This is a genomic window from Streptomyces aurantiacus, from assembly GCF_027107535.1.
Classification (GTDB): domain Bacteria; phylum Actinomycetota; class Actinomycetes; order Streptomycetales; family Streptomycetaceae; genus Streptomyces.
Map to the genome: position 1 here is coordinate 1 of NZ_CP114283.1, position 20,552 is coordinate 20,552.

Sequence of the window (20,552 nt, forward strand, 5' to 3'; positions counted from 1 at the left end):
CTGGCCGCACAGCCGGCTCCGGCGACGGGCCCCGGCGAGCCCACAGCGCGCCTGAATCCGAAGTACCTCTTCGACACCTTCGTCATCGGTGCCTCGAACCGTTTCGCGCACGCGGCCGCGGTCGCCGTCGCGGAGGCCCCGGCCAAGGCGTACAACCCGCTGTTCATCTACGGGGAGTCCGGCCTCGGCAAGACGCACCTGCTGCACGCGATCGGGCACTACGCCCGCAGCCTCTACCCGGGCACGCGGGTGCGGTACGTCAGCTCCGAGGAGTTCACCAACGAGTTCATCAACTCCATCCGCGACGGCAAGGGCGACAGCTTCCGCAAGCGGTACCGCGAGATGGACATCCTGCTCGTGGACGACATCCAGTTCCTGGCGGACAAGGAGTCGACGCAGGAGGAGTTCTTCCACACCTTCAACACGCTCCACAACGCGAACAAGCAGATCGTGCTCTCCAGCGACCGTCCGCCCAAGCAGCTGGTGACGCTGGAGGACCGGCTGCGGAACCGTTTCGAGTGGGGTCTGATCACCGACGTCCAGCCGCCCGAGCTGGAGACGCGTATCGCGATCCTCCGTAAGAAGGCGGTGCAGGAGCAGCTGAACGCCCCGCCGGAGGTGCTGGAGTTCATCGCGTCCCGCATCTCGCGCAACATCCGCGAGCTGGAGGGCGCGCTGATCCGGGTGACGGCGTTCGCGTCGCTCAACCGGCAGCCGGTGGATCTCGGTCTGACCGAGATCGTCCTCAAGGACCTGATCCCCGGCGGCGAGGACTCGTCCCCCGAGATCACCGCGCCGGCCATCATGGCTGCCACCGCCGACTACTTCGGCCTCACGGTGGACGACCTGTGCGGCTCCTCCCGCAGCCGGGTCCTCGTGACGGCACGCCAGATCGCCATGTACCTCTGCCGCGAGCTCACGGACCTCTCTCTGCCGAAGATCGGCGCGCAGTTCGGCGGCCGCGACCACACGACCGTCATGCACGCGGACCGCAAGATCCGCGCGCTGATGGCCGAGCGCCGCTCGATCTACAACCAGGTCACCGAGCTCACGAACCGCATCAAGAACGGCTGACACCCACGGCGGTACGTCGCCGAAGGCGCCTCCGGGAATTTTTCCCGAGGGCGCCTTCCGCTGTGTCGGCGAGCGTCCCCTGTGCGTTCCAGGTGCGTCGCCGACCGCTCCGGCACGCGGTTCGAGGACGCCGTCGGCCGCTCTCAGAGCCCTCCTACGCCCCGCGAGGACCTGCATCCGAGAGCCCCCGCACCCCTCCCGGGCGCTCCGGAAGCCCTCCCGAGCCGTGTCCGGAGCCGCTTCGGGGTTACCTGAACGCCACCAGGTGTTCGAATAGAGGCCTGGTTACGGCCGCCCTCCACAGATTCGTGGACTTTCTCGCGTCCACATCCTGGGGACCGCGAAGTTGTCCAGTTCGTGTCCACAGGGTGCACTGCCGAAAGAACATCAGCCCAGCTCAGATGCCTGTGGATCGGTGGACGAACGATCTCCACAGACTGTGGACAGCGAGAAGATCCACAGGCTGTGCAGAAAGTTGTCCACCGGCGGCCCACAGGCTGGGGGCGGTTGTCCCCAGCGATCTTCAGCTTCTCCACACCGCTGTCCACTGTTCGGCAACCCGACGCGCCTTCTCACCGTGTCGAGTGAAAGGCGTCACACGAAGGTGCCGGGTTGGGCTGTGGGGAACGTGGGTAAAGCTGGGGACGGCGCTGGGGAGAACTACCCCCTGCCTGTGCATCGGGTGTGCAGAACTTTCCCCCGTCCACAGAAGACGCCTGTTATCCACCGCCTCCGCCCACAGGGCCAGTGGACAAAAAACAGACCCTGACCTGCGAATACGGGGTTATCCACGGTATCCACAGCCCCTACTACTACTGACAACTAGAGAGAGCCTGGCAATCGTTTAGAAGACGGGGCTGTGCACAACTCCCGCTCGGCACCTCGGGTGCCGCCCGGAACGACTTGACCCCGAGGGGCGCCGACTGTCAGTGCGGTGCGTCAGACTGGTCCCCGGCGTCCTGCCCATCAGTGGGCTGAGCGACACCGAGTCAGAAGACGAAGGCGAAGCAGGGCGAGAGCGCCGGCAACAGACGGAGGCGGCAACGGTGAAGATCCGGGTGGAACGCGACGTACTCGCGGAGGCAGTGGCCTGGGCGGCACGCAGCCTCCCGGCCCGTCCGCCGGCGCCTGTGCTCGCCGGCCTCCTTCTGAAGGCCGAGGAGGGCGCGCTGAGCCTCTCCAGCTTCGACTACGAGGTCTCGGCCCGGGTCTCCGTGGATGCCGAGATCGACGAGGAAGGCACGGTGCTCGTCTCCGGCCGCCTGCTCGCCGACATCTGCCGCGCTCTCCCCAACCGGCCGGTGGAGATTTCCACAGACGGTGTACGGGCGACCGTGGTCTGCGGCTCCTCGCGGTTCACACTCCACACACTGCCTGTGGAGGAATACCCGGCGCTGCCGCAGATGCCGTCCGCGACCGGCACCGTCCCCGGTGAGGTGTTCGCCTCCGCCGCCGCCCAGGTCGCCATCGCCGCGGGCCGCGACGACACGCTGCCCGTCCTCACCGGCGTGCGCATCGAGATCGAGGGCGACACGGTCACGCTGGCGTCCACCGACCGCTACCGCTTCGCGGTCCGTGAGTTCCTGTGGAAGCCGGAGAACCCGGAGGCGTCCGCGGTCGCCCTGGTGCCCGCCAAGACGCTCCTGGACACCGCCAAGGCCCTCACGAGCGGCGACAGCGTCATCCTGGCGCTGTCCGGCTCCGGAGCGGGCGAGGGCCTGATCGGTTTCGAGGGCGCGGGGAGGCGGACGACCACGCGTCTGCTGGAGGGTGACCTCCCGAAGTACCGCTCGCTGTTCCCGACGGAGTTCAACTCGATCACCGTCATCGAGACCGCCCCCTTCGTGGAGGCCGTCAAGCGTGTGGCCCTGGTCGCCGAGCGGAACACCCCGGTGCGGCTGAGCTTCGAGCAGGGCGTGCTGATCCTGGAGGCAGGTTCCAGCGACGACGCACAGGCTGTGGAGAGGGTCGACGCGCAGCTGGAGGGTGACGACGTCTCGATCGCCTTCAACCCGACGTTCCTGCTCGACGGACTGAGCGCCATCGACTCCCCGGTCGCGCAGCTCTCCTTCACGACGTCCACCAAGCCGGCGCTCCTCAGTGGCAAGCCCGCTCTGGACGCCGAGGCGGACGAGGCCTACAAGTACCTGATCATGCCGGTGCGGCTCAGCGGCTGACGGAAGAGCCGCAGGTGAGGGCGTACGTCTGAGCGGCTATGCCCACAGGTGTGCAGGAGCGTCCGGGTTTAGGCTCGGACACAGGTACGAAAGTGCTCTCCTGCCACATCGCTAGTGAAGGAACAACCTGATGGAGCTCGGTCTCGTCGGCCTCGGCAAGATGGGCGGCAACATGCGCGAGCGCATTCGCCGCGCAGGCCACACCGTCATCGGATACGACCGCAACCCGGACCTCGCCGACGTCAGCAGCCTCACCGAACTGGTGGGCAAACTCAAGGGGCCGCGGGTGGTGTGGGTGATGGTTCCGGCGGGTGCCGCGACCCAGTCCACCATCGATGAGCTGGCCGAGCTCCTGGAGCCCGGTGACGTGGTCGTGGACGGCGGGAACTCCCGCTGGACGGACGACGAGAAGCACGCCGGGGAACTGGCGGCGAAGGGCATCGGCTTCGTGGACGCGGGCGTCTCGGGCGGTGTGTGGGGCCTGGAGAACGGCTACGCCCTGATGGTCGGCGGCGACGCCGAACACATCGCCCGGGTCCAGCCCGTCTTCGACGCCCTCAAGCCGGAGGGCGAGGCGGGGTTCGTCCACGCGGGCAAGGTGGGCGCCGGCCACTTCTCCAAGATGGTCCACAACGGCATCGAGTACGCGATGATGCAGGCCTACGCCGAGGGCTGGGAGCTCCTGCAGGCCGTCGACTCCGTCACCGATGTGCGTGAGGTCTTCCGCTCCTGGCAGGAGGGCACCGTCATCCGTTCCTGGCTGCTCGACCTCGCGGTCAACGCCCTGGACGAGGACGAACACCTGGAGAAGCTGCGCGGGTACGCGCAGGACTCCGGCGAGGGCCGCTGGACGGTCGAGGCGGCCATCGACAACGCCGTGCCGCTGCCCGCGATCACCGCCTCGCTCTTCGCACGGTTCGCGTCCCGCCAGGACGACTCACCGCAGATGAAGATGGTCGCGGCCCTGCGCAACCAGTTCGGCGGCCACGCGGTCGAGAAGAAGTAGTCCGGGAAGAAGAAGCATCCACAGGTCCGCTCCGCGGATCCACAGCCCTGGGGGAGGTCGGCGAACGACCATGCACGTCACGCATCTGTCGCTGGCCGACTTCCGCTCGTACGCCCTGGTCGAGGTCCCGCTCGACCCGGGCGTCACCGCGTTCGTGGGGCCCAACGGCCAGGGCAAGACCAACCTTGTCGAGGCGGTCGGCTATCTGGCCACGCTCGGCAGCCACCGCGTCTCGTCCGACGCACCTCTCGTGCGGATGGGCGCCGACCGCGCGATCATCCGGGCCAACGTGAAGCAGGGCGAACGCCAACAGCTCGTCGAGCTGGAGCTGAACCCCGGCAAGGCCAACCGCGCCCGCATCAACAGGTCCTCGCAGGTCAGGCCCCGTGACGTGCTCGGGATCGTACGGACCGTGCTGTTCGCCCCCGAGGACCTCGCGCTGGTCAAGGGCGACCCCGGGGAGCGCCGCCGCTTCCTCGACGAGCTGATCACCGCGCGCTCCCCGCGCATGGCGGGCGTGCGCTCGGACTACGACCGTGTCCTGAGGCAGCGCAACACGCTCCTGAAGTCGGCCGCGCTCGCCCGCCGCCACGGCGGCCGCACGATGGACCTGTCCACACTCGACGTGTGGGACCAGCACCTCGCCCGCGTCGGCGCCGAGCTGCTCGCACAGCGACTCGACCTCGTCGCCACGATCCAGCCGCTGGCCGACAAGGCGTACGAGCAGCTGGCGCCGGGCGGCGGGCCGGTGACCCTCGAGTACAAGCCCTCCTCGCCCGGGATCACCGGTCACGCGCGCGAGGAGCTGTACGAAGAGCTGATGGCGGCCCTGGCGGAGACCCGCAAGCAGGAGATCGAGCGGGGCGTCACGCTCGTGGGCCCCCACAGGGACGAACTGCTGCTCAAACTCGGCCAGCTGCCCGCGAAGGGATACGCGTCCCACGGCGAGTCCTGGTCGTACGCGCTGGCCCTGCGCCTGGCCTCCTACGACCTGCTGCGGGCCGAGGGCAACGAGCCGGTGCTGGTCCTCGACGACGTGTTCGCCGAGCTGGACACCCGCCGCCGCGAGCGCCTCGCCGAGCTGGTCGCACCGGGCGAGCAGGTGCTGGTGACGGCCGCGGTCGACGACGACGTACCGGACGTACTCACGGGGACGCGGTTCGTCGTGTCCGAGGGCGCGGTGGAACGCGTATGAGCGAGAACACACCTGAACCGAAAGACACCCCCGAGCCCTCCGGCGTGGACCTCGCGCGCGTGGCGCTGCGGGCGGCCAAGGAGCAGGCACGCGCGCGTGGGGACGCGGCACGGGAGAAGAAGCAGGCGCGCCGTGGAGGCCTGCGCTCCGGCGCGCACGCCGACGGGCGGGACCCGATGGCGCTCGGCTCCGCCATCAACCGGCTCATCACCGAGCGCGGCTGGGAGACACCGGCCGCGGTCGGCGGGGTCATGGGCCGCTGGCCGCAGATCGTCGGGGACGACCTGGCCAAGCACTGCGTGCCGGAGAAGTACGACGAGGACGAGCGCGTACTGATCGTGCGGTGCGACTCGACCGCCTGGGCGACCAACCTGCGGCTGCTGGCTCCGCAGCTGGTCGCGCGACTGAACGAGGACCTCGGGCACGGCACGGTGAGGCTGATCAAGGTGCTCGGCCCCGGGGGCCCCGCCCACCGCTTCGGCCCCTTGCGCGCCCCCGGCAGCACAGGTCCCGGCGACACCTACGGTTGAGCCAGACCGGACGGTATGCCGTCCGTAGCGGGGGGTTGACACCCCGAAGCGCTGAGTGCCGCTCTGCGCCTCTTTGAGCCCTGGGCCACATATGGGGAGTCGGCGGAGACCGGTTCAGGGCGGCACATGCGGACTCAGGTACCGGCAAACCCCCATCACTGTCGGCGCTACCGGTAGACTGGAAGCTAATACCGCCCCACTTGTGGGACACACCGAGCAACGCTGACAAAGGCTTACCAACGCAACACGCCGCAGCCGCTCCGGCCACCCGCCGGGAGTTCGGCTTGTGCTGTGCCAGAAAGGGCGCTTCGTGGCCGATTCCGGCAACCCCAACGAGAACATCCCGTCCACCGACGCGGGCGCGAAAATCGAGCTTCAGACCTCGAACGGCGAGGTCACAGCCTCGTACGATGCCAGCGCCATCACCGTCCTCGAGGGTCTGGACGCGGTCCGCAAGCGACCCGGCATGTACATCGGCTCGACCGGTGAGCGCGGACTGCACCACCTCGTGTACGAGGTGGTGGACAACTCCGTCGACGAGGCGCTGGCCGGCCACGCGGACACCATCGACGTGACGATCCTCCCCGACGGCGGCGTCCGCGTCGTCGACAACGGCCGCGGCATCCCGGTGGGCATCGTCCCCTCCGAGGGCAAGCCCGCCGTCGAGGTCGTACTGACCGTGCTGCACGCGGGCGGCAAGTTCGGCGGCGGCGGCTACGCGGTCTCCGGCGGTCTGCACGGCGTGGGTGTCTCCGTCGTGAACGCGTTGTCCACCAAGGTGGCCGTGGAGATCAGGACCGAGGGCCGCCGCTGGACGCAGGACTACAAGCTCGGCGTCCCGACGGCCCCGCTGGCCCAGCACGAGACCACGGACGAGACCGGCACGTCGGTCACCTTCTGGGCCGACGGGGACATCTTCGAGACCACTGACTACTCCTTCGAGACGCTCTCGCGGCGCTTCCAGGAGATGGCGTTCCTCAACAAGGGTTTGACAATCAAACTCACTGATGAGCGCGATTCGGCGAAGGCGACGGTGGGCGCCGACGAGGCCGGTGCGGACGAGCCCGTAGAGGTCAGGACCGTCACCTACCACTACGAGGGCGGCATCGTCGACTTCGTGACGTACCTCAACTCCCGCAAGGGCGAGGTCGTCCACCCCACCGTGATCGACATCGAGGCCGAGGACAAGGAGCGCATGCTCTCCCTCGAGGTCGCGATGCAGTGGAACGGCGGTTACAGCGAGGGCGTGTACTCCTTCGCCAACACCATCCACACCCACGAGGGCGGTACGCACGAGGAGGGCTTCCGTGCGGCGCTCACCGGCCTCATCAACCGGTACGCGCGCGACAAGAAGCTGCTCCGCGAGAAGGACGACAACCTCACGGGTGACGACATCCGCGAGGGTCTGACGGCGATCATCTCGATCAAGCTGGGCGAGCCGCAGTTCGAGGGCCAGACCAAGACCAAGCTGGGCAACACCGAGGCGAAGACCTTCGTCCAGAAGGTCGTCCACGAGCACATCAGCGACTGGCTGGACCGCAACCCGAACGAGGCCGCGGACATCATCCGCAAGTCCATCCAGGCGGCCACCGCGCGCGTGGCGGCCCGCAAGGCCCGCGACCTGACGCGCCGCAAGGGTCTCCTGGAGACGGCGTCGCTGCCGGGCAAGCTGAGCGACTGCCAGTCGAACGACCCGATCAAGTGCGAGATCTTCATCGTCGAGGGCGACTCCGCCGGCGGTTCGGCCAAGTCCGGCCGGAACCCGCAGTACCAGGCGATCCTCCCGATCCGCGGCAAGATCCTGAACGTCGAGAAGGCGCGGATCGACAAGATCCTGCAGAACCAGGAGATCCAGGCGCTGATCTCGGCCTTCGGCACCGGGGTCCACGAGGACTTCGACATCGCGAAGCTGCGCTATCACAAGATCATCCTGATGGCGGACGCCGACGTCGACGGCCAGCACATCAACACCCTGCTGCTGACCTTCCTGTTCCGCTTCATGCGGCCGCTGGTCGAGGCCGGGCACGTGTTCCTGTCCCGTCCGCCGCTCTACAAGATCAAGTGGGGCCGCGACGACTTCGAGTACGCGTACTCGGACCGCGAGCGCGACGCCCTGATCGAGCTGGGCCGGCAGAACGGCAAGCGCGTCAGGGAGGACTCGATCCAGCGCTTCAAGGGTCTCGGTGAGATGAACGCCGAGGAGCTGCGCATCACGACCATGGACCAGGAGCACCGCGTCCTCGGCCAGGTCACGCTCGACGACGCCGCCCAGGCCGACGACCTCTTCTCGGTCCTCATGGGCGAGGACGTCGAGGCGCGCCGCGCGTTCATCCAGCGCAACGCCAAGGACGTCCGCTTCCTCGACATCTGAGTCGGTCTCAGCTGACCGCGTCAGAAAGGATCTGCACCAGCAATGACCGACGAGAACACTCCGATCACCCCTGAAGAGGACAGCGCGTTCTCCCTGCGTGTCGAGCCCGTCGGGCTCGAGACCGAGATGCAGCGCTCATACCTCGACTACGCGATGTCCGTCATCGTGTCGCGTGCGCTGCCCGACGTACGGGACGGTCTCAAGCCCGTCCACCGCCGCGTCCTGTACGCCATGTACGACGGCGGCTACCGGCCCGAGAAGGGCTTCTACAAGTGCGCCCGCGTCGTCGGCGACGTCATGGGCAACTACCACCCGCACGGCGACTCCTCGATCTACGACGCGCTGGTGCGACTCGCGCAGCCGTGGTCGATGCGGATGCCGCTGGTGGACTCCAACGGCAACTTCGGTTCTCCGGGCAACGACCCGGCCGCCGCCATGCGGTACACCGAGTGCAAGATGATGCCGCTGTCCATGGAGATGGTCCGGGACATCGACGAGGACACCGTCGACTTCACGGACAACTACGACGGCCGCTCCCAGGAGCCGACCGTCCTGCCGGCCCGCTTCCCGAACCTGCTGATCAACGGCTCGGCGGGCATCGCGGTCGGCATGGCCACCAACATCCCGCCGCACAACCTGCGCGAGGTCGCGTCCGGCGCCCAGTGGTACCTGGAGAACCCCGAGGCCTCGCACGAGGAGCTCCTGGACGCGCTGATCGAGCGCATCAAGGGCCCCGACTTCCCGAGCGGTGCTCTGGTGGTGGGCCGAAAGGGCATCGAGGAGGCGTACCGCACGGGTCGTGGCTCCATCACGATGCGCGCGGTCGTCGCGGTCGAGGAGATCCAGAACCGCCAGTGCCTGGTGGTCACCGAGCTCCCCTACCAGGTCAACCCCGACAACCTCGCGCAGAAGATCGCCGACCTGGTGAAGGACGGCAAGGTCGGCGGCATCGCGGACGTCCGCGACGAGACGTCGTCCCGTACCGGCCAGCGCCTGGTCATCGTCCTGAAGCGGGACGCGGTCGCCAAGGTCGTCCTGAACAACCTCTACAAGCACACCGACCTGCAGACGAACTTCGGCGCCAACATGCTGGCGCTGGTGGACGGCGTGCCGCGCACGCTGTCGCTCGACGCGTTCATCCGCCACTGGGTGAGCCACCAGATCGAGGTCATCGTCCGCCGTACGCGCTTCAGGCTGCGCAAGGCCGAGGAGCGTGCGCACATCCTGCGTGGCCTCCTGAAGGCCCTGGACGCCATCGACGAGGTCATCGCGCTGATCCGGCGCAGTGACACCGTCGACATCGCCCGAGAGGGCCTCATGGGCCTCCTGGAGATCGACGAGATCCAGGCGAACGCCATCCTCGAGATGCAGCTGCGCCGCCTGGCCGCCCTGGAGCGCCAGAAGATCGTCTCCGAGCACGACGAACTCCAGGCGAAGATCCGCCAGTACAACGAGATCCTGGCCTCGCCCGTGCGTCAGCGCGGCATCATCAGCGAGGAACTCGCCGCGATCGTCGAGAAGTTCGGCGACGACCGCCGCTCCAAGCTGGTGCCCTTCGACGGCGACATGTCCATGGAGGACCTGATCGCCGAAGAGGACATCGTCGTCACCATCTCGCGCGGCGGCTACATCAAGCGGACCAAGACCGAGGACTACCGCTCGCAGAAGCGCGGCGGCAAGGGCGTACGCGGCACGAAGCTCAAGGAAGACGACATCGTCGACCACTTCTTCGTGTCGACGACGCACCACTGGCTGCTGTTCTTCACCAACAAGGGCCGCGTCTACCGGGCGAAGGCGTACGAGCTTCCCGACGCCGGGCGTGACGCGCGTGGACAGCACGTCGCCAACCTCCTGGCTTTCCAGCCGGACGAGGCGATCGCCGAGATCCTCGCGATCCGCGACTACGACGCGGTGCCCTACCTGGTGCTCGCCACCAAGGGCGGACTTGTGAAGAAGACGCCCTTGAAGGATTACGATTCACCGCGTTCGGGCGGCGTGATCGCGATCAATCTCCGCGAAACGGAGGACGGTTCCGATGACGAACTGATCGGAGCCGAACTGGTTTCGGCAGAGGACGATCTGCTTCTGATCAGCAAAAAGGCACAATCGATCAGGTTCACGGCGACGGACGACGCACTGCGTCCAATGGGCCGTGCGACCTCGGGCGTCAAGGGCATGAGCTTCCGCGAGGGGGACCAGCTGCTCTCGATGAATGTTGTTCGACCCGGTACGTTCGTGTTCACTGCCACAGACGGTGGGTACGCGAAGCGGACCGCCGTCGACGAGTACCGCGTCCAGGGTCGCGGTGGCCTGGGTATCAAGGCCGCCAAGATCGTCGAGGACCGCGGTTCTCTCGTCGGCGCGCTGGTGGTCGAGGGGACCGATGAGATCCTCGCCATCACGCTGTCCGGCGGTGTGATTCGTACGCGAGTCAACGAGGTCAGGGAGACGGGCCGTGACACCATGGGCGTCCAACTGATCAACCTGGGCAAGCGCGATGCCGTCGTCGGCATCGCACGTAACGCCGAGGCCGGTCGCGAGGCCGAGGAAGTCGACGGGGTGGTCGACGACTCGGACGAGGTCGAGACGGTCGCCGGCACGGACGAGGGCGAGCGGTCCTCGGACGAGTAGCGCGAGGAGTGAGTCATCGTGAGCGGAGCCACGGGCGCCGGTTCGACCGATACGGATACGGACGGCGGCCGTGGCCCCGCCACGGAGGCGACTGACTCCCATGACTCTCATGGATCCCAGGGGGGAACTGTGACGGACACCCGAGGCCCACAGACGCCGCAGTACGCGGCCGGTGCGGCCCCAGCCTCGCCGGCGCCTCCGGGCCCGGGGGCACCTTCGGGCACGGCGGGGCCCCCGGCTCCGGCCTCGCCCCTGCCGGGGGAGCGGCAGCCGCAGCAGGCCGCCCAGCCCTACCACCCGCCGCAGGCGTACCCGGCGCAGGCGGCACCCGCCGCCGGCCCCGCCGTTCGCCTGCCGCGCACCGGGGCCCGTACGACGCCCCGCACCCGCAAGGCGCGTCTGCGGGTGTCCAAGGCCGACCCGTGGTCGGTGATGAAGGTCAGCTTCCTGCTCTCCATCGCGCTCGGCATCTGCACGATCGTCGCGGCCGCGGTGCTGTGGATGGTCATGGACGCCATGGGTGTCTTCTCCACGGTGGGCGGCACGATCTCCGAGGCCACCGGCTCGAACGAGTCCAACGGTTTCGACCTGCAGTCGTTCCTGTCGCTGCCGCGCGTGCTCATCTTCACGTCGATCATCGCTGTCATCGACGTCGTCCTCGCCACCGCGCTCGCCACGCTCGGCGCGTTCATCTACAACCTCTCCGCGGGCTTCGTCGGCGGTGTCGAGCTGACGCTCGCCGAGGACGAGTAAACGTTGTCACCACCGCTTCACGGCGAGAGCGCATCCCTGTCCGGGGTGCGCTCTCGCGCTGTCGGGGCAGGCTGGAGCGGGGCGCGGATACCGATTTTGGGACTGACCCCGTCGTGCGCTAATCTTCAGAGGTCAGCGCGCGGGACATACACCGCAGAGCGCGGCGGGGCTATAGCTCAGTTGGTTAGAGCGCATCCCTGATAAGGATGAGGCCACAGGTTCAAATCCTGTTAGCCCCACCAGCCAGAAGACCCCCAACCGATCGCGGTTGGGGGTCTTTGGCATCCCGGCCGACATCAGCCGACGAGTCGGTATTCCAGTGGCTCGGCGAGCATCGCGGTCGTCAGGCGCCGCGTTTTATGATGATCGGATGCTGACGTTCACCGATGTCATCCTTGACTGTCCCGATCCCTGGAAGCTGGCCGAGTTCTACGCCGAGCTGCTGGGCTGGGAGATCAACACCGACATCAGCCAGGAGGACTGGGTCAACCTGCGCAACGACGGCGTCGAGCTGTCGTTCCAGCGGGTGGAGAACTACCAGCCGCCCACCTGGCCGGGTCAGGAGCATCCGCAGCAGTTCCACCTCGACTTCGAAGTGGACGAGTTCGAGCCCGAAAACCGCCGGGCGACCGAGCTGGGAGCCACCCTCCAGAAGAGCTTCGTCGGCGAGTCCGGCTACGGCTGGCAGGTCTACACGGACCCGGCCGGGCATCCGTTCTGTCTGTGCCGCAACCCTCCCCGGTCCTCCTGACCGCAGACGAAGACCCCCAACCAGTACCGGTTGGGGGTCTTTCCGTGTGTCCGATTGCGTACGCAAGTTCGCCCGGACGTGACGTGTGAAACAGGTAAAGGGGGTCTACGTAGAGGTCGGGTCAGACAGGGGCGGGTCCATGGAGAGAGAGGACGCCGCCTGGCTACGTCTGATCCGGGCATGGCGCGGCGGAATCCGCCTCCTCGTCGGAGGTCTCGTCCGTGTCCGCCGGTGCGCGGTGGCGGCAGCTCGGTGAGGAGCCGTGTGCCTCGGCGCGGATGCGTTGCTTCATGGTGGGGGGCAGGGAGCGGGTGAATGCCCACGCCCAGTGGACCGTCGTCGGGAACATCACGCTCGCGCTGCTCTTGCGCGGGCTCTCCGGCTGCTGTACAGCCGTGGCCGCACCGGCCGTCGTGACGAGTCCGAGCGTCGTGCACAGCGTGATGAACGCGGTGATGACCGCGGTCCACAGCTTCATGACCCGGTTCTTGGCCATGGCCCCTCACTTTCAGGTTGGGCGATTTGCGTACTTTCCTCATGATGTGTATGGAGGCCGCGAAGTGGTGGATCCGCGCCCGTGGCGCGTCGATCTTCAGATCAACACCACTCGGATGGCCCCAAGAAGGCCGAAAGGCAGCAGAAGGAGGTGAAAGTCGGGGTGTGCGGGTACTCGTCGAGCCGTGACGGGAGCCGCGTCGTCCGGTTGTACTGCTGTGCGCCGGGCGGGAGTTGGCTGTTGACGCAGGTCACCGATCGGTATCGGCCGGTGTGTATAGTCGGGCGCCAGAAGGCCCCCAACACCAAGGAAAGACGAGGTCTCGCGGTGAAGAAGCTTCTCCTGGTCGCACTGGCCGCCATCGGCGGGCTCCTCGTGTACCGCCAGATCCAGGCGGATCGCGCCGAGCAGGATCTGTGGACGGAGGCGACCGACTCCGTGCCCACGGGTTCGTGAGCATCGACGACAGTCTCAGTACAGACCCCGGCCGCCTCGCGGTCGGGGTTTTGTGTTGCCCCGGGGCTTCATTCCTGTCAGGAGCGCGCGGAACGTCACAGGAAGCGCTTGTGTCACGGAAGAAGGGGTGGCGCGGCGGTCCGACAGGCAGGATGGTCGAGGCTTCGCGGGCGTTCGAACACAGCGTCGGAACGGCGCCGGCCCGAGGAGCCCGATGGGTGACGGTCCGGGGTGAGGGGGCGCGTGATGGGGCGGCGCACGGGATGGTGGCGCGGCCGTACGGTCCTGGCCGGAGCGGCGGCGCTGCTCTCGGTCGTGGCACCGGCGGACCGGGCGACAGCGGCCGGCACTCCCCCTCCGTACCGCTTCGCCGCCGATGCCGTGCGGGTCGAGGGCGCGGCGACGACTGCTGACGCCGAACGTCTGAAGCCCGGTGCGATCTACCGGAGCACCCTCCGAGACAAGGGCAAGCTGTACTACGGGCTGCGGCTCGACAGGACGTCCAGCGCGTACGTGTCGGCAACCGCCGTCCCCAAGCGGGGCACGAAGGTCGTGTATTCCGACGGCATCAAGGTGTCCCTGCAGGATCCCGACGGTCACAAGTGTTTCTCCGGGGACGCCGGCGCCGCCCGCTTCGGACCCACAGAGAGCCCTCGCCCGCTCACGGCCTGGGCGTCGCGCCGGGCCGGCCCCGGCACCTACTCCTGCAAGAGCGCCGGTACGTACTCGGTGCTCGTCGAGCGCACGAGCCGCGCCGGATCCTCGCCGGACGACTGGGAACTGGAGCTTCAGTACGTGTCGGAGCCCGCGCTCGAGAAGACCGCCCCGACGACCGCCCCCCAGGTGTGGGACTCCGCCTCCCCTGAAGCACTCGACAGCGCGGCCAGGACCCGCGAGGGCGGATCGAGCTTCAGCGAGGCGCGTTCATTGGAACAGGGCGTCTGGAAGGACCGGATCCGGGCCGGACAGACGCTCTTCTACCGCGTTCCCGTCGACTGGGGGCAACAGGTCGGCGCCACCGCCGGACTGGGACCGGCGGACGGCGACGGCTTCCTCGGAAACGCCCTCGTCATGTCGCTCCACAACCCCACGCGCGCGTTGGTGGACGACGCCGACACCGGATACGACGGCACGCGGAAGGAGACCGCTCTGGAACCGCTGCCGCCGGTCGCGTACGAGAACCGGTACGCCGTCGACGACCAGGTGGGCGGGATGCGGTTCGCCGGCTGGTACTACCTCGCCGTTCATCTCGGTGCGGGGATGGCCGACAAGTTCGGCGACGGGCCGTTCGAGCTGACGCTGCGCGTGCGGGTGAGCGGTGCGGCCAAGGCGGCGCCCGTGTACGGCGGCCGCGCCGCGCCGCGTGACGTGTTCGAGGTCACCGCGGGGGACCGGGACGCCGCGGCGAGCGGCAGTGCGGCGACCGGGCAGGACGACGGCCCGGCCGGAAACGCCGCGATGAAGGCGGTGGCCGCGGGCGGGATCGGCGCGGGGTGCGTCCTGGTTCTGGGGCTCGGGATGTGGACGGTGATCGCCCGGCGGCGGGCGGCTGCGGAAACGGCCGAGGGAGTGGCGCCGGGTGGCGGCGTGGCCGCACGGACGTACGGACGTCCGCGGGGCCGGTAGCCCGCCGCCCCAGCGACCCACCGGTCCGGGGCCGGTTCAGATCCGTGCCAGTGCCCAGAAGCCGACCGCGAAGCAGACCAGCGCGAGCAGGAGCACCGGAAGGGCCACCGCCATGGATGGCCCGGGACGTCGTCGTGCCCGCTTGGCGCGATGCCGCGCGACCGGCTGCGACTGAGCGGGAACCCGAATGTCCCGAGCGGTGTATGAAGCAGTAGCGGCGGATTCGTGTGGCTGCGGCTGCGGCTGCGGGTGGAGCTGTGGATGCGGAGGGGGCGAAGGAGCCGGGAGCGACGGGTACGAGGCCTGGGGGGAGGGCACGTGCGTGGGTTCGTACGGCAGCGACTGGGCGTGGCCGGGGTGTGGGTACTCGGGAGCGGCGGGGGGAGTGGAGGGCTGCTCCGGCTGAGCCGGTGTCTGGGTCTGCGGGTGGTGGTGCTCTTGTGGAGTGGGCTGCGACGGGTGCCCTGTTACGCGCGAAGCGGTGCCCCGAGGTGTGCCCTGCGGGTGCAAGCTGCCGGTGTCGGACGGGGGCGGCTGCGGGGGGACGGGAGCGCTGGTCGGCTGGGGCGGTGTGCCGGCGGAGGAGACGTGGGGCGGCACGGATTCCGCGGAGGGCTCCGCGCTCATGCCGGCGTGGGGCTGTGGAGATATGGAGCCCGTGGGAGGAGCGGGCGGGGCGGCGCCCGTGGGGGCGTCCGGCGATACGGCATCCGGCTGGGGCCCAGCGGTGTCCGGGTGCGCGCCGGAGGACACGTCGCCGGTCGGGTGCTCGGAAAAGGGGTGGCCCCCTGGGGAGACGGCTCCCGTGTGGGTCCCGGACGACGAGGCGCCGACTGCCGGTGGCTCCGGCCATGCTGTGCCCGTTCGATCTTCTGGAGGGACGGCGCCTGCCCGCGAGGACGGTGGCGGGGCACTGGGGCCGGGTTGCTGAGGCACGGTGTCGTGCCCCTGGGACCGGGTCCGGCCGGAGGAAGGCGAGGCCGTGAGAGGGCCCTCGGGGCCGAACCCGGCGGGAAGCGGGCCGAGTTGGTCGAAGATCTCGATCAGTTCGTCGTCGGGCCCGGGCTCCGGCAAGAGCTCCCTGGCCGAGGCGAGCGCCTTGCGCGCTCCTGTGGCGGTGCGGAACCGAGCCTGCGGATCCGGTTCGAGCAGAGACGCCACGACCTGCCACAGGGGCTCGGGAACGCCCTTCGGGGCGCCCGGTGTGCCGTGGGCCTCGAAGTGTTCGACCAGTGCCTTGGCGTCGGGTTTGGCACCCTCCAGGAGATAGAGGGCCACCAGACCCACGGCGAAGAGATCGGCGGGGAAGTCCGGGTCGGCGCCGAGCATCTGCTCAGGCGCGAAGTATCCGGGCGTTCCCACCACGTAGTTGGTCTCGGTGAGCCGTGGCTCACCGAGACGCATGGAGATGCCGAAGTCGGACAGTCGCAGTCGCGGACGGCCCGTGCCGGTCGCCTCCAGCAGAATGTTGGCGGGCTTGATGTCGCGGTGGACGATCCCCTCCGCGTGCACCGCGGCGAGCCCCGCCAACAGCTGGTCGAGCAGTGTGCAGACGAAGGCCGGTGGCAGGGGGCCGTAGTCCCCGATCAGGTGCACCAGCGAGCCGCCGCCGACGAGGTCCATGGTGAACAGGACCTTGTCGTCGTCGGCGGCCCAGCTGGCCGGAGCGAGCACATGCGGGTGGTCGATCCGCACCGCCTGCTCGCGCACGAACCGCAGCAGCGAGTGGGCGTCGCTCTGCTGGAGGACCTTGGCGGCCACGTACCGGCGCCGCCGGTGGTCCCAGGCGCGCCAGACGGCACCGACTCCCCCGCGTCCGATCGGGTCGACCAGTTCGTACCGGCCGGCGAAGACCTCACCCATGGTCGTGCGTCGCTCCCCCTTCGGCGGTCGGTGCGGCGGCCTCTTCGAGGTGCCCGACTGCCTGGATCCCGGCTGTCTGACGACCGACAGGCGTCCGGAGCCGGGCTGTTCGGCGGCCGGGCGGTGTGTCAGCTCTGGTGGGACTGGTAGTGGGCGACGGCGTCCGAAGTGCGGCCGGCCCCGTACACCCGGAGGAACTCTGCCAGTTCCGGGTGGGTCGGGGCGAGAGTGTCCGCCGCGTCGATGATGTCCCCCGCCGCGGCCACCGAGCGCAGCAATGACTGAATCTCGCGCACCACGCGCTTCACCGTGGGCGCCCCGCCCGAACTGGTCGTCGACTGCGTGGTGTTGCTGAGCACCGAGCCCCCCTGAGACTTCTTGATCTCGTCCATGCGCTCAGTGGCCTCGGCGGCGCTCACACTACCGTCGGCGACCTGTCCCGCAAGGTCCTGCAGCAGCTGCACGCGCTGGACCACCGCGGGATTGCCGATCTTGGCCCGCTGGCCGCTCATCAGCTGGGACAGCATGGGTGCGGACAGGCCGAGCACCCCCGCCAAACGCGCCTGGTTGAGACCCAGGTCATCTATGAGCCTACGGAAGAGCGCCCCCAGCGGCTCCCCGTACCAGTTCCGCTGCAGCTCCCGGGCTCTAGCGGTCGCTTCCTGCTGTGCGGCGTCCATGCGCGTCTCCCCATCGCTTCCCCAAATACCGTGGTTCGCTGTAGCGAACCACGCCGAGCATCTTACGGAGAGTGGTCGTACACGGGGACCCCCAATATTTTGCGGGATACCCGGGGTGACCCGGTACTCTGGTCTGCGGTGCAGGTCCGGAAGGAGATCCTTCCGGCGTATGCATCGCTTTCGGGGCCTTAGCTCAGTTGGTAGAGCGCTGTCTTTGCATGGCAGATGTCAGGGGTTCGACTCCCCTAGGCTCCACGGAAAAACCCCCTCCGACCTGCTTTTGCGCAGGTCGGAGGGGGTTTTCTTATGGGTTGGAGGGTGTGGCCCGTCAGAGGGGCGGCCGTCGTGGAGAACTCCGGGGGACCGCCCCGGCTCGGGGGCCGGAGTGTCGGACTGCAGGGCGGCGGAAGATTTCTTGATCTCGAGTGCTTTCGGGATGCGTCATCGGGTGCCGGATTGATCAACAGGGCTGAGGCGGACGGGATTTGAGCGCTTGTCGTGGGGTGACGCGCTCTCGCCACTCTCCGATGAACCGCCTTGCGGGGTGCTGGTGCGCCACGACCGGCGTGTGTGGTGATGCGCATCACAGATACCCCGTTGCGATATTTGCGATTGTTTTCGCAAATGCATGTCGGATCCTGGGCCGTACGGGCACCATGCGGGTGGTTGCGGTGGCGTGAGGATCGCGCGCAGGAGTCGTGAAGGCTTCCGTGAGCTGCTGTGAACGGAAATGCGTGATCGGGGCACTGCATTCCGTTAAGGGGGTCTCTGTCGATGTGGCGCGCCCGGCTCGTTGCAAACGTCATCACGGGAGAGTGGCGTGAACAGTGCGCTCACGGGGTCCGCGGGGCGGGATGCGGGCAGGACGCGAGCGGCAGAGATGCAGTGCGGGGCGGGGTGGTCCTGAGTCAGGACGTTCTCCGGCAGCTTCATGTGCGACCGTCGCCCCCGCGGTCATGGGTGATGCCGGTTCTGAGGAGTTGGCGCCGTGTCAGGCGGGCGCCACCGAGGGCCGGTTGGTGAGGAACTCGGCGCCGCCTACGCAGTAGTCGGGCGACCGGCGCCCACATCGGATGGGCGTTGTCGGCCCGCCGGTGCCGGCTTGCGGGAGGCGGCGCCGCCCGAGTGGGGCAGTGTCCGTTCCGTATGAAGCGGTGTCTGTTTCACGTGAAACATGACTGTGGGGCAGAAGGGGTGAGCCTCCTGCCCCACAGCTGTGCAGCATGTCCATTGTCAGCGCCTTGCGTGCCGTGCATGTCCTACGCGCAGTGCGACAAGTGCCGGCCGGGTCAGCCGCGGTCCTTGTGGTCCGCCGCTGCCTCCGCCTCGGCCTGCTTGGCCTGGACCTCCGGGTCCAGGTCTTCCTGACCGGTGCCGTCGACCGACGTCAGACGTCCGGTCTCCGGGACCTCGGTGGCGGCAGGCGGTTCGACCAGCCAGTCGGGGTTGGCCTGCTTGTCCCACCACTTCCAGGCGGCGAAGGTGCCGCCGGCCAGGATGCCCAGGACGGCAAGGCCCTTCGCGAGGCGGCCGGCCCTGGCCCGCCGCTCGTGCTTGCGGACCAGTTTCTCGATCTCCTTGGCCGTCACCTGGCCGCGCAGTGCTGCCAGAGCCGCCGTGCTGCGGGAGGTGGCCTGGTCACGGACCGGCCCGGCCGCAGCCCTGGCCTGTTCGATCCTGGGCCGGGAGTAGTCCGCTGCCTGTCGGGCAGCCTTGCGGGTACGAACGGCGGCCTCGTGTGCGGCCTGGTCGACCTTGGGCGGCACATGGGTGAGTGCCTGCTCAAGGCGAGGTGCGAGATGTGCGTCGTACTGAGTGCGTGCCTGTTCGGCGGCTTGGAGAGCGGCGGACGACACCTTGGGCGCGAGCTTGACGCGTGCTTCATGCGCGTAGTGGGTGGCTCGGTCCTTTGTCGTGTCGGCGTAGGGCGCCACCACTTCCGCGGCGTGCCGCACGCTGTCCTTCGCCGACTCGGCCGCCGCGCGCACGCTGTCCTTGCGGGTCACGGGATCCTCCTCCTCGGTGGCGTACATGGGGGCTTGGGGCCGTCCCCCAGAAAGTCACAGTTCACCTTTCCACCCTTATGCGGATCATGCCTGCCGGAGCACTTCGGGGCATGCGAGGGCGGGCATCCGGGTCATGAATGCTGACTTCGGGAGCACTTGGTGCAATAACCGATCAATACGGTGCAACAGGAGCTTGCGACGACAATGCCACGGATCCCCGAACCGCGCGCCTGTTTGGTGCGAAGCGGCTGAAGTGTTCCGAACGGCGGTGACGGAGGACTGGCGGTGCGGTCCGTGCGAGGATCGGGGAGTCACAAAGGACAACGGAAGGCAGATCGTGGCCGAGCAGCTCTACGCCACCCTGAAGACCAACCACGGCGACATCGAAGTGCGGCTCCTGCCGAACCACGCGCCCAAGACGGTCCGCAACTTCGTCGAGCTTGCCAAGGGCGAGCGTGAGTGGACCAACCCGGCCACGGGTGCGAAGTCCACGGACAAGCTGTACGACGGCACGGTCTTCCACCGGGTGATCAGCGGCTTCATGATCCAGGGCGGTGACCCTCTGGGCAACGGCACCGGCGGTCCCGGCTACGAGTTCGAGGACGAGTTCCACCCGGACCTCGCCTTCGACAAGCCGTATCTGCTGGCCATGGCGAACGCCGGCCCGGGTACCAACGGCTCGCAGTTCTTCATCACCGTCTCCCCGACGGCCTGGCTGACCCGTAAGCACACCATCTTCGGTGAGGTCACCGAAGGTGCCAGCCAGAAGGTCGTGGACGCCATCGCCTCGGCGCAGACCAACCCGCGCACGGACCGTCCCGTCAAGGAAGTGGTCATCGAGTCGGTCGTCGTGGAGACCCGCTGACCGATACCCGTCGGTGAGCCCGGCCCCGGCCCCGTGCCGGAGGGCTCGCGAAGGGAACCAAACGCCCCGCCC

General features: G+C 68.4%; 16 protein-coding genes and 2 tRNA genes. 14 read left to right on the forward strand and 4 right to left on the reverse strand.

The features are described from left to right. From dnaA to O1Q96_RS01760, 10 genes are all read left to right on the forward strand, one after another. Positions 1-1,074, forward strand: a 1,074-nt coding sequence (dnaA, locus tag O1Q96_RS01715) for a chromosomal replication initiator protein DnaA (RefSeq protein WP_269246517.1), incomplete at its 5' end; no start/stop codon positions are given. Between the two features lie 1,046 nt (positions 1,075-2,120). Continuing rightward, the gene (gene dnaN, locus O1Q96_RS01720) at positions 2,121-3,251 is read left to right on the forward strand and encodes a DNA polymerase III subunit beta (RefSeq protein WP_269246518.1); all 1,131 of its coding nucleotides are present in this window, start codon (positions 2,121-2,123) and stop codon (positions 3,249-3,251) included. Between the two features lie 130 nt (positions 3,252-3,381). Further along, complete coding sequence (gnd, locus tag O1Q96_RS01725) at positions 3,382-4,257, forward strand: phosphogluconate dehydrogenase (NAD(+)-dependent, decarboxylating) (RefSeq protein ID WP_269246519.1); 876 nt, start codon at positions 3,382-3,384, stop codon at positions 4,255-4,257. A 70-nt stretch (positions 4,258-4,327) separates the two neighbouring features. Beyond that, positions 4,328-5,452, forward strand: a complete 1,125-nt coding sequence (recF, locus tag O1Q96_RS01730; protein ID WP_269246520.1) for a DNA replication/repair protein RecF — start codon at positions 4,328-4,330, stop codon at positions 5,450-5,452. After that, the gene (locus O1Q96_RS01735; RefSeq protein WP_269246521.1) at positions 5,449-5,982 is read left to right on the forward strand and encodes a DciA family protein; all 534 of its coding nucleotides are present in this window, start codon (positions 5,449-5,451) and stop codon (positions 5,980-5,982) included. The genes recF and O1Q96_RS01735 overlap by 4 nt, the downstream gene beginning before the upstream one ends. 310 nt (positions 5,983-6,292) lie before the next feature. After that, positions 6,293-8,353: a DNA topoisomerase (ATP-hydrolyzing) subunit B gene (gene gyrB / locus O1Q96_RS01740; RefSeq protein ID WP_269246522.1), complete on the forward strand. Its 2,061-nt coding sequence runs from the start codon at positions 6,293-6,295 to the stop codon at positions 8,351-8,353. Between the two features lie 42 nt (positions 8,354-8,395). Further along, complete coding sequence (gene gyrA, locus O1Q96_RS01745) at positions 8,396-10,984, forward strand: DNA gyrase subunit A (RefSeq protein WP_269246523.1); 2,589 nt, start codon at positions 8,396-8,398, stop codon at positions 10,982-10,984. A gap of 18 nt (positions 10,985-11,002) precedes the next feature. Then, complete coding sequence (locus tag O1Q96_RS01750) at positions 11,003-11,737, forward strand: DUF3566 domain-containing protein (RefSeq protein WP_269246524.1); 735 nt, start codon at positions 11,003-11,005, stop codon at positions 11,735-11,737. 165 nt (positions 11,738-11,902) lie between these two features. Beyond that, positions 11,903-11,979, forward strand: a tRNA-Ile gene (locus O1Q96_RS01755). A 128-nt stretch (positions 11,980-12,107) separates the two neighbouring features. Beyond that, positions 12,108-12,488, forward strand: a complete 381-nt coding sequence (locus tag O1Q96_RS01760; RefSeq protein ID WP_269246525.1) for a VOC family protein — start codon at positions 12,108-12,110, stop codon at positions 12,486-12,488. 163 nt (positions 12,489-12,651) lie between these two features. On the opposite strand, the gene O1Q96_RS01765 is transcribed toward O1Q96_RS01760, so the two are convergent. Continuing rightward, entirely contained in the window at positions 12,652-12,984 is a 333-nt protein-coding gene (locus O1Q96_RS01765; protein ID WP_269246526.1) for a DUF6344 domain-containing protein, read from the reverse strand. Positions 12,985-13,311: 327 nt separating this feature from the next. Here O1Q96_RS01765 and O1Q96_RS01770 point away from each other — a divergent pair, with 327 nt between their 5' ends. Both O1Q96_RS01770 and O1Q96_RS01775 read left to right on the forward strand, forming a co-directional pair. After that, complete coding sequence (locus O1Q96_RS01770) at positions 13,312-13,440, forward strand: DLW-39 family protein (protein ID WP_003999697.1); 129 nt, start codon at positions 13,312-13,314, stop codon at positions 13,438-13,440. 246 nt (positions 13,441-13,686) lie between these two features. Then, positions 13,687-15,066, forward strand: a complete 1,380-nt coding sequence (locus O1Q96_RS01775) for a hypothetical protein (RefSeq protein WP_269246527.1) — start codon at positions 13,687-13,689, stop codon at positions 15,064-15,066. Positions 15,067-15,102: 36 nt separating this feature from the next. On the opposite strand, the gene O1Q96_RS01780 is transcribed toward O1Q96_RS01775, so the two are convergent. Then, positions 15,103-16,929, reverse strand: coding sequence for a serine/threonine-protein kinase (locus O1Q96_RS01780; protein ID WP_269246528.1), 1,827 nt, complete (start codon positions 16,927-16,929; stop codon positions 15,103-15,105). 128 nt (positions 16,930-17,057) lie between these two features. Continuing rightward, positions 17,058-17,609 (reverse strand): helix-turn-helix domain-containing protein, encoded by a 552-nt coding sequence (locus tag O1Q96_RS01785; RefSeq protein WP_217454276.1) that lies wholly within the window; start codon positions 17,607-17,609, stop codon positions 17,058-17,060. Between the two features lie 182 nt (positions 17,610-17,791). Here O1Q96_RS01785 and O1Q96_RS01790 point away from each other — a divergent pair. Next, positions 17,792-17,864 (forward strand) — tRNA-Ala (locus O1Q96_RS01790). Positions 17,865-18,898: 1,034 nt separating this feature from the next. Here O1Q96_RS01790 and O1Q96_RS01795 read toward each other — a convergent pair. Then, the gene (locus tag O1Q96_RS01795; RefSeq protein WP_269246529.1) at positions 18,899-19,615 is read right to left on the reverse strand and encodes a DUF5324 family protein; all 717 of its coding nucleotides are present in this window, start codon (positions 19,613-19,615) and stop codon (positions 18,899-18,901) included. A gap of 337 nt (positions 19,616-19,952) precedes the next feature. Between O1Q96_RS01795 and O1Q96_RS01800 the strand changes: the two genes are divergently transcribed. Further along, a complete protein-coding gene (locus tag O1Q96_RS01800) occupies positions 19,953-20,480 on the forward strand; it encodes a peptidylprolyl isomerase (protein WP_217454278.1) in 528 nt (175 codons plus the stop codon). Positions 20,481-20,552 lie beyond the last annotated feature (72 nt).